This window comes from Streptomyces sp. WAC 01529 (assembly GCF_003945545.1).
Lineage (GTDB): Bacteria > Actinomycetota > Actinomycetes > Streptomycetales > Streptomycetaceae > Streptomyces > Streptomyces anatolicus.
Genome location: NZ_CP029617.1, coordinates 7,378,410 through 7,391,204, shown reverse-complemented (window position 1 = coordinate 7,391,204; position 12,795 = coordinate 7,378,410). Strand labels below are relative to the sequence as shown.

Annotated in this window: 12 protein-coding genes and 2 pseudogenes; 8 read left to right on the top strand and 6 right to left on the bottom strand. The window is 71.1% G+C overall.

Translation table 11 applies throughout. The features are described 5' to 3' along the window. The first annotated feature begins 67 nt into the window (after window positions 1–67). Both DMA15_RS32805 and DMA15_RS32800 read left to right on the top strand, forming a co-directional pair. Window positions 68–991, top strand: a complete 924-nt coding sequence (locus DMA15_RS32805) for a phosphatase PAP2 family protein (protein ID WP_125516311.1) — start codon at window positions 68–70, stop codon at window positions 989–991. Beyond that, the gene (locus tag DMA15_RS32800; RefSeq protein ID WP_206302887.1) at window positions 988–1,932 is read left to right on the top strand and encodes a DMT family transporter; all 945 of its coding nucleotides are present in this window, start codon (window positions 988–990) and stop codon (window positions 1,930–1,932) included. Before DMA15_RS32805 ends, DMA15_RS32800 begins: the two co-directional genes overlap by 4 nt. A gap of 43 nt (window positions 1,933–1,975) precedes the next feature. Here DMA15_RS32800 and DMA15_RS32795 read toward each other — a convergent pair whose 3' ends face one another. Continuing rightward, a complete protein-coding gene (locus DMA15_RS32795; RefSeq protein WP_125516310.1) occupies window positions 1,976–2,881 on the bottom strand; it encodes a phospholipid scramblase-related protein in 906 nt (301 codons plus the stop codon). Window positions 2,882–2,928: 47 nt separating this feature from the next. After that, window positions 2,929–4,986: a phospholipase C, phosphocholine-specific gene (locus DMA15_RS32790; RefSeq protein ID WP_125516309.1), complete on the bottom strand. Its 2,058-nt coding sequence runs from the start codon at window positions 4,984–4,986 to the stop codon at window positions 2,929–2,931. A 245-nt stretch (window positions 4,987–5,231) separates the two neighbouring features. Between DMA15_RS32790 and DMA15_RS32785 the strand changes: the two genes are divergently transcribed. The 3 genes from DMA15_RS32785 to DMA15_RS32775 all read left to right on the top strand — a co-directional run bounded on the left by DMA15_RS32785 (window position 5,232) and on the right by DMA15_RS32775 (window position 7,642). Further along, the gene (locus DMA15_RS32785; protein WP_125516308.1) at window positions 5,232–6,434 is read left to right on the top strand and encodes a serine hydrolase domain-containing protein; all 1,203 of its coding nucleotides are present in this window, start codon (window positions 5,232–5,234) and stop codon (window positions 6,432–6,434) included. A 62-nt stretch (window positions 6,435–6,496) separates the two neighbouring features. After that, window positions 6,497–7,045, top strand: coding sequence for a DinB family protein (locus DMA15_RS32780; RefSeq protein ID WP_125516307.1), 549 nt, complete (start codon window positions 6,497–6,499; stop codon window positions 7,043–7,045). A 96-nt stretch (window positions 7,046–7,141) separates the two neighbouring features. Then, window positions 7,142–7,642 carry an FBP domain-containing protein gene (locus tag DMA15_RS32775; protein WP_125516306.1) on the top strand — a complete coding sequence of 167 codons (501 nt, stop codon included), beginning with the start codon at window positions 7,142–7,144 and terminating at the stop codon, window positions 7,640–7,642. A 9-nt stretch (window positions 7,643–7,651) separates the two neighbouring features. On the opposite strand, the gene DMA15_RS32770 is transcribed toward DMA15_RS32775, so the two are convergent. After that, on the bottom strand, window positions 7,652–8,041 hold the full coding sequence (locus tag DMA15_RS32770; RefSeq protein ID WP_125516305.1) for a (2Fe-2S) ferredoxin domain-containing protein: 390 nt from the start codon (window positions 8,039–8,041) through the stop codon (window positions 7,652–7,654). Between the two features lie 7 nt (window positions 8,042–8,048). Continuing rightward, a complete protein-coding gene (locus DMA15_RS32765; protein WP_125516304.1) occupies window positions 8,049–9,389 on the bottom strand; it encodes a 6-phospho-beta-glucosidase in 1,341 nt (446 codons plus the stop codon). Window positions 9,390–9,547: 158 nt separating this feature from the next. Here DMA15_RS32765 and DMA15_RS32760 point away from each other — a divergent pair, with 158 nt between their 5' ends. Continuing rightward, the gene (locus DMA15_RS32760) at window positions 9,548–10,846 is read left to right on the top strand and encodes an MFS transporter (protein ID WP_125516303.1); all 1,299 of its coding nucleotides are present in this window, start codon (window positions 9,548–9,550) and stop codon (window positions 10,844–10,846) included. Between the two features lie 64 nt (window positions 10,847–10,910). On the opposite strand, the pseudogene DMA15_RS32755 reads toward DMA15_RS32760, so the two are convergent. Continuing rightward, window positions 10,911–11,003, bottom strand: a pseudogene (locus tag DMA15_RS32755) (thioesterase); the annotation flags it as partial. A 225-nt stretch (window positions 11,004–11,228) separates the two neighbouring features. Here DMA15_RS32755 and DMA15_RS32750 point away from each other — a divergent pair. After that, window positions 11,229–12,161 (top strand): hypothetical protein, encoded by a 933-nt coding sequence (locus tag DMA15_RS32750; protein WP_125516302.1) that lies wholly within the window; start codon window positions 11,229–11,231, stop codon window positions 12,159–12,161. A 52-nt stretch (window positions 12,162–12,213) separates the two neighbouring features. Beyond that, complete coding sequence (locus DMA15_RS32745) at window positions 12,214–12,435, top strand: hypothetical protein (protein WP_125516301.1); 222 nt, start codon at window positions 12,214–12,216, stop codon at window positions 12,433–12,435. Between the two features lie 61 nt (window positions 12,436–12,496). Here the strand turns inward: DMA15_RS32745 and DMA15_RS32740 are convergent. After that, window positions 12,497–12,724 (bottom strand): annotated as a pseudogene (locus tag DMA15_RS32740) (3-keto-5-aminohexanoate cleavage protein); the annotation flags it as partial. Window positions 12,725–12,795: the final 71 nt, after the last annotated feature.

Genomic DNA, 12,795 nt, shown 5'->3' with positions numbered 1-12,795 from the left:
AGGCGACTCGCTCGGCACCGCACCACCACCATTCGCACCACCAGTCATCACGCAAAGGGGCCGGGGGATGGAATCCCGAACCGAGCCTGCCGAACGGGAGCCGGACTCAGCAGTCCGGGAGCCGGACGCGACCGTCCGGAAGCCGGACACATCTGCCCGACCGCCCCTCGTCCGCGAGCTCCTCCTCGTCGTAGGACTCTTCCTCGTCTACAAATTCGGCAGGCAGCTCGCCAACGGCCACACCGGCGAGGCCTTCCGCAACGCGCACCGCGTGTGGGACGCGGAGCGGACGCTGCGCCTGCCCGGCGAGGGCGCCGTGCAGGACGCCCTGCTGAGCAGCGAGACGCTGATCCACGTCGCGAACACCTACTACGCGACCGTGCACTTCCCGGCGACGCTGCTCTTCCTGGTCTGGCTGTACGCGCGCCGCCCCCGGCACTACGTCTGGTCGCGGCGGGTGCTCGCCGCGCTGACCGCGGCCGCGCTCGTGCTCCACCTCGGCTTCCCGCTCGCGCCGCCGCGGATGCTGGACGCCGCGCACCTCGTGGACACGGCGCAGGTGTACGGGCCCTCGGTCTACGCCGCAAAGCCCGCGACCGACACCATGGCCAACCAGTTCGCGGCCATGCCCTCGCTGCACTTCGGCTGGGCGCTGATGCTCGCCATCGGCATGATCGCCGCCACCTCGACGCGGTGGCGCTGGCTGTGGCTGCTGCATCCGCTGTTCACCCTGCTCGTCGTGGTCAGCACCGCGAACCACTACTGGCTCGACGCGCTCGTGGCGACGGCCCTGCTCGGCATCGCGCTCGCGGTCATCCGGCTGCCGCGTCCGGCCCGCTCGCTGGTCGTACGGAGGTCCGCGGCGACCCGCCCAGAGAACGAGCCCGCGCCTCCGCTCAAGCCGGAGCCCGCCCGCTCACCCTCCTCTCCGTCCTCACCCTCCTCTCCCGCACCCTCCTCCGAACTGATCCCCTCAGGGGCCGGACAGTGAACGCCACGCTTCTCGCCGTCGCGCTCTCCCTCGTCTCGGCGGGTGCGTACGCGGCCGCCGCCGTCGCCCAGGAGCGGCTCGCCTCGCGGGTCGCCGAGGGCGAGAGCGGGGTCCTGCGGATGCTCGGCAGCACCACCTGGTGGTCGTCGGTCGGGCTCAACGCGGCCGCCGCGCTGCTGCACGTGGCCGCCCTGAAGTACGGACCGCTCACGCTGGTCCAGCCGCTGGGGGCGCTCACCCTCGTCGCCGCCGTGCCGCTCGGCGCGCGGCTCGCGGGGCGCCGGGTCACGCGCCTTGAGTGGCGAGGCACCGGGCTCACGCTCATCGGCCTGGGCGCGCTGCTCCTGACCGCCACGGGACCGGCGCCGGACGACACGCTGACGGTGCCCGAGGCGCTGGTCGTGGCCGCCGCCACGATGGCGGTCATCGGGATGCTCTCCCGCCCGGGCGCGCGGCCGGGACTGCGGCACGCGACCGCGTCCGGCTTCGCCTCCGGGGTGGCCTCGGCGCTGACGCAGACCGTGACGGTCGCCGTGACCGACCGTTCGGGCCCGCTGCTCAGCCCGCAGGTCGTGATCGTGGCGCTGCTCGTCGCGGCGCTCGCCGCCGGGGGGCTGCTGCTCTCGCAGACCGCCTACCGGGGCGGCCTCGGCGCGCCGCTCGCCGTGGTGACCCTCTCCAACCCGGTGGCGGCCTCGATCATCGGCGTGGCACTGCTCGGCGAGCGGCTGCGGGGCGGCGCCGGCGGGATCCTGCTCGCCGTCGCGGGTGCGGCGGTGGCGGCGCTGGGGGTCGTGGTGCTCACGCGCTCACCGCGGGCCGTCGCGGGCGGGCCGGAGGCGGACTTCCTGGCGTCGATCCCCGTTCAGGCAGTGGAACCGGGTGTCATCCGCGGGGTGAACGTGGCCGGTCTGGAACGCGCGGTGCCCCGCGCCCACTGAGGGACGCGGGGCACCTGCGGTCCGTCCGCGGGGCGGGCACTGATCACCCGAAGCCGCGGGAGTCCTGCTTGAGGGCCGTGTCGACCGTCAGGGCCGTCGCCACGACCAGGCTCAGGAGCGGCTCGGGCAGCTGGTAGTGGATCTGCAGGACGTAGTTGTCCGCGGTGGTGAACATGGTCTTGGCGAGACCTTCCCAGGTCTTCGTGATCCGGGCGACCTCGTTGTCCGCGTGGTCGACGATCGCGAAGTTCCAGGCGCGCCAGTTCTCCGCCTTGATCGCGCCGACCTGCTGGCCGTTGACCATCATCGCGAAGTTGATCTTGCCGATCATGTTCTGCTGGACGATCTCGCCGACCGGCCGGCCGTCGGCGTGCTCCACGATCACCCGGGACTTCATGAACTTCCGCGGGCGGGTCAGCAGCATCTGCGGCTGGCCGTAGGCGTCGCGGATCTCCAGCTTGTGCGTCATGAACTGGTCGATGCTGGAGACGAAACGCGCGATCTTCTTCAGCGTGCTCTGGCCGACCTGCACGACCGAGCCGAGCGTGTTGCCCGCCTGGTCCATCACGCTGTACTCGTTCGTCAGCTCGATGAGCTTGGCCTTCTGGTTGACCACCAAGACCGGCTCGGTGAAGAGCGTGCCGCCGCCCTGGGCGTTCGGCGTGACGCCCGCCTGCTTCTGCACCTGGCGCTGCACCTTCGCCGGGTCGACCGCCGGGGGCGCCACCGGCGCGGCCTGCGGCTGGCCGAACTGGCCCTGCGGCTGGGCGAACTGCCCCTGCGGCTGGGCCGCTTGGGCCTGCGCGGGCTGCGGAGCCTGCTGCTGCGGGACCTGCTGGGCCGGGCTGGTCTGCTGGGTCCACTGGGAGCCGTCCCACCAGCGGAGCTGCTGGGGGTCGCCCTGGGGATCCGGGTACCAGCCTGCAGGAGTGTTCGAATGCGTTGTCACCCGGGAGACCCTACCTTCCGTGTACGGGACGTCCGCCAGTCCCTTTCTCAGGCCGTGATGATCGCCGGGTCGCTCACGCCCGCCGCGCCGGTCTCCACGTGGCCCGCGAGCCGTCGCAGGTAGCCCGTGTCGGTGTCGGACTTCACCGTCACGTCGTACCAGCGCTTGGTCGCCCGCAGGTCGACGGTGTGCAGGACGGTGGCGCCCGCCTTGACCTTGAACGTCTGGGGTGTGCCTCCGTAGGCGTTGGTCAGCGTGAGGTTCACGTCCGCGCTGCCCGCGTTCTTGAGGGTCAGCTTGAGGTTGCCCGTCGTCCGGTCGTGCCGGGCGGTGACCTCGGGGCCCGCCTTCTTGCCGGGGCCCTTGAACGTGCGCAGGAAGCCGTTCGGCCCGAACACCGACAGGTCGTACGCGTCCTTGGAGTACGCCGAGTTCCAGGTGTCGGAGACGGTCTTGCCCGCTTCCGTGGTGTATGTCCAGGGGCCGTCGGTGCGGTTGGCGGAGCGGACGTGGAAGCAGACGCCCGCCTTGTCCCCGCCGCCGAACGTCAGCGTGAACTTGCCCGCGGCCGCGTCCGCGCTGCCGTCCACCAGGGGCGCGTAGGGCAGGGCGCGGGCGGGGCGGGCACCACGCTCCTGCTTGGGCAAGGCCGGGCTGGCGGGCGCCTTCGGCACGTAGTCGGGGTGGCGCTTGTTGTCCGGCGGCTCGTACGCGGCGGTGTCGGGCAGCTGTGCCGGGTCCGTGTCCTTGCCGCTGAAGTCGAACGCGGAGGTCAGGTCGCCGCAGATCGCGCGCCGCCAGGGCGAGATGTTCGGCTCCTTCACGCCGAAGCGCCGCTCCATGAACCGGATGATCGACGTGTGGTCGAAGACCTCCGAGTTCACGAAGCCGCCGGTGCTCCACGGCGAGACGACGATCATCGGGACGCGCTGGCCCAGGCCGTAGTGCCCGGCCGCGTAGGAGGAGTTGCCCGGGAAGTAGTCCAGCGTGGTGTCGACGGTGGACTTGCCCTGGGCGGCGTCCTTGGGCACGTACGGCGGGACGATGTGGTCGAAGTAGCCGTCGTTCTCGTCGTAGGTGATGAAGAGCGCGGTCTTGGCCCACACCTCGGGGTTGGAGGTGAGCGCGTCGAGGACCTTCGCGATGTACCAGGCGCCGTAGTTCACCGGCCAGTTGGGGTGCTCGGTGAAGGCCTCGGGGCAGGCGATGTAGGAGACCTGCGGGAGCCTGTCCGCCTTCACGTCGGCCGTGAGGATGTCGAAGTAGCCGTCGCCCGCCTTGGCGTTGGTGCCGGTGCGGGCCTTGTCGTAGAGCGGGTCGCCGGGCTTGGCGTTGCGGTACTTGTTGAAGTACAGGAGCGAGTTGTCGCCGTAGTTGCCCCGGTAGGCGTCGTCGATCCAGCCCCAGTGGCCGGCCGCGTCCAGGCCGTCGCCGATGTCCTGGTACACCTTCCAGGAGACGCCCGCCTGCTCCAGGCGCTCGGCGTACGTCGTCCAGTCATAGCCCAGTTCCTGGTTGCCGAGGACCGGGCCGCCGCCCTTGCCGTCGTTGCCGACGTGACCGGTGAGCATGTAGTAGCGGTTGGGGTCCGTGGCCCCGATGAACGAGCAATGGTAATCGTCACAGATGGTGAACGCGTCGGCGAGGGCGTAGTGGAACGGAATGTCGTACCGCTTGAGGTAGGCCATCGTCCGCTCGGACTTCGCGGGGATCCACTGGTCGTACTTGCCGTTGTTGAACGCCTTGTGGCCGCCGGCCCAGTCGTGGTCGAGGCCCGCGATGAACTGCATGCCGAGGTCCTTGGCGTCGGGGTGGAAGGGCAGGACCTCCTTGCCGGCGCTCGGCTGGTTCCAGACGGGCTTGCCGTTCGGCAGCGTCACCGGGCGCGGGTCGCCGAAGCCGCGTACGCCCTTCATCGTCCCGAAGTAGTGGTCGAAGGACCTGTTCTCCTGCATCAGCACCACGACGTGCTCGACGTCCTGGAGGGTGCCGGTGGCGCGCCTGGCGGGCAGGGAGGCGGCGCGGGCGATGCTCTCGTTGAGCAGGGCGTAGGTCGCGGTGCCGCCGGCCAGCTGCATGAAACGGCGCCGATTGAGTTCAGTCATGAATGAGTCGACCTCATGTGGTGTGGGGACGCGAGCGGGTGAAGTGTGCCAAGGGGAGCAAGCGATACGGAAGGGCCCGTGACCGGTGGGTGAAGAGAAGCGCAACCTCTGGTGGGCGGGACGCGAGGCGGCTCTTCTGACGGAGGTGGCGCGGGGGTTTCCCGAACGCCGCACAGGGGTAGGTGCTGCGGCCAACCATGCGGGACGATGGGGCGCCGAGCCCGTCTCAACGCCGGGGAGAGTCCATGTCTGTGCGCGTCCACGGGACCTGTGCGCCCGGCTTCGAGCGCGTGCGCGAGGAGTTCGAGCGGAACTTCACTGAGCGCGGCGATCTGGGGGCGGCCGTCGCGGCCACGGTCGACGGCGTGTTCGTCGTGGACCTGTGGGGCGGCGCCGCCGACCGGTCCTGCGGGCGCCCCTGGGAGCGCGACACGCTGGTGAACGTGTACTCCACGACCAAGGGCATGACGGCTCTCTGCGCCCACCTGCTGGTGGAGCGCGGCGAGTTGGATCTGGACGCGCCGGTCGCGCGGTACTGGCCGAAGTTCGCCGCGGCGGGCAAGGCGGACATTCCGGTGCGGTGGCTGCTGAGCCACCGCGGCGGACTCATCGCCCCCCGGGAGCCGATGGGGCGAGACGCCGTCTACGACTGGGAGAGGGTCACCGATGCCCTGGCGGGCAGCGCGCCGTGGTGGCGGCCGGGCACCGCCCAGGGCTATCACGCGGTGACGTTCGGCTTCCTGGTCGGCGAGCTGGTGCGGCGGGTCAGCGGGGTCTCCCTCGGCACCTTCCTGCGCTCCGAGGTGACCGGGCCGTTGGGCGCCGACGTGTTCGTCGGTACGCCGGAGAGCGAGCAGGGGCGGTGCGCGGACATGGCACCGGCCCTGAGCGCGGCGGGCGGGACCCTGTCGGCGGGCAGCGCCTTCGGCCGGCTTCCCGCGCCGCCGGTGGGCGGTCTTGACGAGCATCCGCTGGCGCCGCTCACCCTGGCCCTCGGCTATCTGCCGATCGGCGACGTGAACAGCGCCGCCTACCGCGGCGCGGAGATCCCGGCCGCCAACGCCCACGCCACCGCGCGCGGGCTCGCCACGGTCTACCGGGAGCTGGCGGGCGGCCGTCTGCTCGCCGCCGAGACGCTGGAGCGGCTGCGCACGCGGCAGGGCGGGCCCGACGAACCGGACGTGGTGCTGCGCGCGGGCACCCCGCTCGCCGAGACGTGGCAGTGGGGGCTCGGCTTCATGCTCAACCAGTACGGGCAGGCGGGCCCCAACCCGCGCGCGTTCGGGCATGGTGGCGCGGGCGGGTCGTACGCCTTCGCCGACCCGGAGAACCGCGTCTCGTACGCGTACACGATGAACCGCATGGGCGCGGGAACGTCCGGTGAGGACCTGCGGAGCATCCATCTGGTCGGCGCGCTCTACAAGTCGCTGCGGGACCGGCGTGGCTGACGGGCCGTCGGTCGCACGGGGGCGGCGCGCATGCCGCAGAGGCGGGGAAAGAGGATGAGGGCATGACCTCACACAGGCGAGCCGCCTTCTTCACCGGCGCGGAGACCGACCCGCGGTCCGGCGCCCCCACGACCGGCGACGAGCGCGCGATGCTCGTCCACATCCTGCGCACCCACCGCACGACGCTGGAGATCAAGTGCGCGGGCCTGGGAGAGGAGTTGGGCCGACGTTCCGTGGAGCCCTCCGCGCTGTCCCTGCTCGGCCTCGTCCGCCACCTGACCGACGTGGAGCGCCGCTGGTTCCGCCGGGGCCTCGCCGGACAGGACGCGGAGCCGCTCTACGCCACGCCGGACAACGCGGATCAGGACTTCGACGGCGCGGTGGCGGACCCGGACGCCGTCGCCGCGGCCTGGGCGGCCTGGCGCGCGGAGGTGGAGTTCTCCGAGACGTTCACCGCCGAGGCTGCCGACCTCGACGTCACGGGGCAGGACCCCTGGCCCGGCGCGATCTCGCTGCGGTGGGTCCTGATCCACATGATCGAGGAGTACGCGCGTCACAACGGCCACGCGGATCTGCTCCGGGAGCGGATCGATGGCGCGGTGGGGCTGTGACGTGAGGGGGCCCGCCCGGGAAGTCCGCCCTCACCGTCGCCATCGCCGGAGAAAAATAGGAGGACGTTCCGTTTGTCCGTTGATACCTTCCGGATCATGGAACCCGTCAGTGAAAAAGAGATCCGCGCCTCCTTCGTGAACTGTTCGAAGGGCGAGGCGAGCAGGCTCACGCTGCCGACGGACTTCGCCGAGACCCCCTGGTCGGACCTGGACTTTCTCGGCTGGCGCGACCCCAAGGCCCCCGAGCGCGGCTACGCGGTGACGTGGCGGGACGGCAAGCCCGTCGGCATCGCGCTGCGCGCGTCGAGCGGGCCGCGCAAGAGCCTGCTCAAGTCCAGCATCTGCTCGGTCTGCGTGACCCCGCAGTCCGGCTCGGGCATCACGCTGCTCGTGGCCCCCAAGGCCGGCGCGGCGGGCCGCCAGGGCAACTCGGTGGGCCTGTACATCTGCGCGGACCTGGCCTGCTCCCTCTACGTACGCGGCAAGAAGACGACGGTGCTCGCCCGCCGCCTGGAGGAGAGCCTGTCGTCGGAGGAGCAGAACGCAAGGACCCTGCAGAACCTGCACGGCTTCATGGACCAGGTCCTCGCCGGCTGAGGGCCGCGGCTATACGGCGCGCGGATCCACCAGTTGCAGCGCCAGCGTCGGTGACGGCTCGGCGAGGCCGGGGCCGCCCGCCCGCGCCCAGGCGAGTATCTCCTCCAGCGACTCGTCGTCCGTGACGAAGCCGACCCAGGCCGCACGGCCACCGCGCCTGCGCCCCTCGTACGAGGGCTGGACGACGACGATGTTGGCCTGGCCGCACGGCCCGAGGCAGTCGCTCGTACGCACCGCGAACCGGCCCCGCGAGGCCGCCGCGGCGGACCGCAGCCGCTCCAGCTGCCAGGCGTGGTCGATGCCGGGGTTCTTGCGCGCGTCGCCGCAGCAGCAGCCCCGGCACACGACGAGCGTGCAGGGGCGGCGGGCGGCGGCACCGATGGAGACGACGGGACTCATGCCGTGATCATCTCAGGTACGCGAGACCGGGGTGCACCTCGCGGTAGCCCTCCGCCAGGCGCCGGGCCACCGTCACCGAGTCGACGAGCGGATGCAGCGCGAAGGCCTTGACCGCGGTGGCGAGCGACCCGCTGTCCGCCGCGGCGAGCACCTCGCGCTCGACGGCCTTGACGGAGCACACCAGGCCCGTGGCGTGGCCGGGCAGCGGGGCGACGGACATGGGGTGGGCGCCGTTGGCGTCGACGGAACACGGCACCTCGATGACGGCGTCCGCGTCCAGGGCGGCGAGGGTCGTGCCGTTGCGGACGTTGAGGATCAGCGTCGCCCGTTCGTCGCGCGCGATGGCCCGCATCAGGGCGAGGGCGACCTTCTCGTACCCGCCGGACTCCAGGTCCTCCTCGGCCCGTTCCCCCACGCCCGCCGCTTCCCTGTTCTCGGCCATGTACGCCGCCTCGCGCTCGGCGAGGGTGTCGTGCCAGGCCTTGAGGGCGGGGGTGTCGGGGTGGCGCATGTCGTCGTAGAAGAGGGCCTGCTGGCCGCGGAGGAAGGCGCCGCGGGTCAGCTCCGCCTGCTGGTAGGCGCGCACGGTGTCGCGGTTGAAGTAGTAGTAGTGCAGGTATTCGTTGGGGATCGCACCGAGCGACTGGAGCCAGTCGGCGCCGAAGAGCCTGCCCTGCTCGAAGGAGACGAGGAGTTCCGGGTCGGCGAGCAGGCGCGGCAGCTCGTCGCGGCCCGCGATGTGCAGTCCGCGCAGCCAGCCGAGGTGGTTGAGGCCCACGTAGTCGATGAAGGCCTCGTCAGGGTTGTGGCCGAGCACTTGCGCGACCCGGCGGCCGAGTCCCACCGGCGAGTCGCAGATGCCGATGACGCGGTCGCCGAGATGACGCGACATCGCCTCGGTGACCAGGCCCGCGGGGTTGGTGAAGTTGATGACCCAGGCGTCCGGGGCGAGCCGGGCGACGCGCCGGGCGATGTCCACGGCGACGGGCACGGTCCGCAGCCCGTACGCGATGCCGCCCGCGCCGACCGTCTCCTGCCCGAGTACGCCTTCGGCGAGGGCGACGCGCTCGTCGGCGGCCCGCCCCTCGAGGCCGCCGACGCGGATGGCGGAGAAGACGAAGTCGGCACCGAGCAGCGCCTCGTCGAGGTCGGTGGTGGCGGTGACGAAGGGCGCGTCCGGCACGTCCACGGCCTGCTCCGCGAGGACGCGCGCGACGGCGCTGAGCCGCCCGGCGTCCAGGTCGTGCAGGACGACGTCGGTGACGCGCCCCTCGGCGCGGTCGCCGAGGAGGGCCCGGTACACGAGCGGCACGCGGAAACCGCCCCCGCCGAGAATCGTCAGCTTCACGTCTTCAACCGCCTTCTGTCGGACCATTACCGCCGGGACTCACGTTACGTACGATGCGCGGCGGCGTTCCGACCCGGGCCGCGAACCGGGCCGTGTCCGCGTGTCCGGCTGACGGACACGACGTGTGGGCCACCTGCGGGCAGGGGAAGGTCGTGATCATGACACAGCACGACCAGCAGGTCACCGATGGCTCCCCCGCCCACGAGCGGCGTCCGATACGGCAGTTGCTCGCCGCGTCGGTCGGCAACGCCGTGGAGTGGTACGACTGGTACGCCTACACCTTCCTCGCCACCTACATCGCCGACCAGGTCTTCCCCAAGGGCTCGGGAAACTCCCTGGTGCCGCTGCTCTCCACGTTCGCCGTCTTCGCGGTCGGCTTCTTCATGCGGCCGGTGGGCGGTCTGCTGATGGGCGCCGTCGCCGACCGGCGCGGCAGGCGGGTCGCGCTGACCATCACCATCCTCTTGATGGGCGGCAGCAGTCTGCTGGTCGGCCTGACGCCGACATACGCGTCCGCCGGGGTGCTCGCGCCGGTCGTGCTGGTCACGGCGCGGCTGCTCCAAGGGCTCTCCGTGGGCGGGGAGTTCGCCGCGTCGACGACGTTCCTGGTGGAGTCGGCGGGCCCGGGGCGGCGCGGCCTGTTCTCCAGTTTCCAGTACGTCTCCACGACCGCGGGCCAGCTGGCCGCGTCGGGCGTCGCGGCCGTGCTGGTGGCCACGCTCTCCGAGGGCCAGATGGACGGCTGGGGCTGGCGGCTGCCGTTCCTGCTCGGGGCGGTGCTCAGTCTGGTCGGCTTCTGGATCAGGCAGGGCGCGTACGAGACACACCGGGCGCCCGCAGCGGAGGGCCAGCGCCCCGGGCTCTTCGACGCGCTTCGGCGGCACCCGCGCCAGTCGCTGCTGATCTGCGGCATCACGGCGGGCGGCACCATCGCCTACTACACGTGGACGTCGTACCTGCCGACGTACGCCGAGCTGAACACCGACATCAGCAAGGGTCAGGCGCTGCTCGCGGGCACCCTTTCGCTCGCGTTCTTCGCCCTGCTCCAGCCGGTCGGCGGAGCGCTCTCCGACCGGGTGGGGCGCAGGCCGCTGCTGCTGTTCTTCGGCATCGGCTTCGCGGTCCTGAGCGTGCCGCTGCTCAAGTCCCTTTCCGGTTCGTTCGGTTCGCTGCTGCTCGTGCAGTGTGCGGGGATGGTCCTGCTCACCGGGTTCACGTCGATCTCGGCGGCGGTGAACGCGGAGGTGTTCCCGGCGAGGGTTCGGGCGGCCGGGATCGGGTTTCCGTACTCGCTGACCGTGGCGCTGTTCGGCGGCACGGCCCCGTACGTGGGGACCCTGTTCAAGGAGATCGGCTCACCCGGGCTCTTCCCCGTGTACGTGGCCGTGCTGTGCCTCGTGTCGTCGGTGGTCTATCTGCGGCTGCCGGAAACGGCACACAAGGAACTGGACCGCTGAGCCACCGGCGTCCCGGCAGCGGCGCGGGGAACTCCGCGACCAGCCACATCCGGACCGCACATCAGTCGACGTGGACCGCGAGCAACTCCGTGGTGGCCGCCGGCACCGCGTCCGGGGCGGGGTCGGCACCGGCGCCTTCGACGACGTACATCTCGTGCCCGCTCTTCATCGTGACCACGGACTTGCCGGCGATCTCGTAGAAAGGCGCGGGAGGCGGCGGCCCGGGTGCGGTCGCCGCCGTCCTCGACGAGTGACGGAACCGCCGGGGCCGCACCGTGCCGGGGGCCGAGCGGGGCGGGCCGCCCACCGACTAGCATCGCCGAGTTCGTGCCACCCACCGGCCCGGGCATCGCGGCACGGCGTACAGGGGAGCTGACACGGCATGAGAACGAAGAGCACAGCGGCGTGGGCGGTAGCGGTGCTGATGCTCGGCGCAGCCGTCGGCGGCTGCGGCGAGAAAACGGACAAGGGACCGTCCGGCAGCAACGCGAAGCACACGAAATCCCACCACGCACCGGAGGACAAGCCTGATTCACGGGTCGTCGAGGACGACGACGACCACACCGTCCTCGAACTGTCCGACGGCCGGCAGGTGTCCCTCCGCTTCACTCGCCGCGGCCTGGAGGCACAGCATCGCCACACCTCTGACGACGCCTGGTCCGCCCGGAAGACGGTCTATGAGACCGGCACCAAACCGTGCGACGGCATCAGGGCAAAGGCGTACCGGGACACCGTGTGGCTCGCGGCCGGCTTCGGCCAGTACTGCAGCGACGGCGAAGAACCGCAAGAGGTGATCGCGGCCGTCGCCACCGGAGACCTCTCCTCCTGGACCGCCGACCCGACCAAAAACTACCTCGTCTGGCCGAAGGTCCGCATTCGCGACGGTGGCGCCCGAGTGGACTTCGTCGATCGCAGCATGCTGCAGACCACCACGCTGACCTGGCGCAAAGGCTCCGGATTCGCCAAGGTGGCCACGGAGTACAAGCCCATCCACCCTTGGTTCGTGGGCCGGTGGCGAGCCACGGACGGCAGCCAGCAGCTGACCATCCACCAGGTCGAGTCGGGCAGACGCGCACGCGTGGTCATCGAGTCCCGCACCGGCCCGCGATGCAAGGGCAGCGCCACTGTCTCCGGCGTCGCCCAGTACGACCTGTCCATGAGCAACTTCAAGCTCGAGCAGGGCACCAGGACCGTCAACTGCCCGCCGGAGGAGCTCAAGTACGACTTCGACGTGAAGTCCTCGGACGGCCCGCTGCGCCTACGCACGATCGGCAACCACCAGAAGACCGTCCTTACCTATGAGCGGGCGGGCTGACGTACGAGTGCGCAGGTAACCAGCCAGACCTAAGCACCCAACAGGAAGAGCCGTGGTGGAACCCTACGGCGCGTTGCCCGGCATCGATCCGTTCGCCGCCGCCGCAAGGGCCTTCGACTGCCTGACCGAGGAGTTGGCCGACCCCGCCTCGACCGCGGTGACCCACCACGATCTGGAGGACCTGATCGAGGCGCGGGGCCGCGAGCTGCTGCGGGTGCTGCGGGCAGTGAAGGACTACGGTGACCTCGACGCCTACTTCGCCTTCCACCTCTGACCAGCACGGCTACGACCTCACGGTCTGAACCGCAGGCGTCCCCCGGGGAGAGCTACACCCGGCGGAGCATGTCGGGGGTGGAGACGTAGAGGTTGCTGCCGTCACCGAAGTTGAGCGAGCCGCAGTCGAGGCCGCTGACGAGATCCGTGCCGGGCAGGTGTTTGAGCGGCTCGTCGGGGTCGATGACGAGGTCGCCGCCCATGCCCGCCGCCAGATTGACGATGACGTCCGAGCCGGTCTCCTTGATACGCTCCACGACCTCGCGGTACAGGCGCGGGTCAGGCGCAGGTGATGATTACGTTGTCGTTCACGGGCATGCGGACCTCTCCCTCGGGGGCCGGGTGTTGCGTACGGGAACGG

Coding starts and splice junctions, on each gene's coding strand:
- DMA15_RS32775 (WP_125516306.1), top strand. CDS start 7,142: ATGGAACCCGTCAGTGAAAAAGAGATCCGCGCCTCCTTCGTGAACTGT.
- DMA15_RS32785 (WP_125516308.1), top strand. CDS start 5,232: ATGTCTGTGCGCGTCCACGGGACCTGTGCGCCCGGCTTCGAGCGCGTG.
- DMA15_RS32790 (WP_125516309.1), bottom strand. CDS start 4,986: ATGACTGAACTCAATCGGCGCCGTTTCATGCAGCTGGCCGGCGGCACC.
- DMA15_RS32805 (WP_125516311.1), top strand. CDS start 68: ATGGAATCCCGAACCGAGCCTGCCGAACGGGAGCCGGACTCAGCAGTC.
- DMA15_RS32770 (WP_125516305.1), bottom strand. CDS start 8,041: ATGAGTCCCGTCGTCTCCATCGGTGCCGCCGCCCGCCGCCCCTGCACG.
- DMA15_RS32750 (WP_125516302.1), top strand. CDS start 11,229: ATGAGAACGAAGAGCACAGCGGCGTGGGCGGTAGCGGTGCTGATGCTC.
- DMA15_RS32780 (WP_125516307.1), top strand. CDS start 6,497: ATGACCTCACACAGGCGAGCCGCCTTCTTCACCGGCGCGGAGACCGAC.
- DMA15_RS32760 (WP_125516303.1), top strand. CDS start 9,548: ATGACACAGCACGACCAGCAGGTCACCGATGGCTCCCCCGCCCACGAG.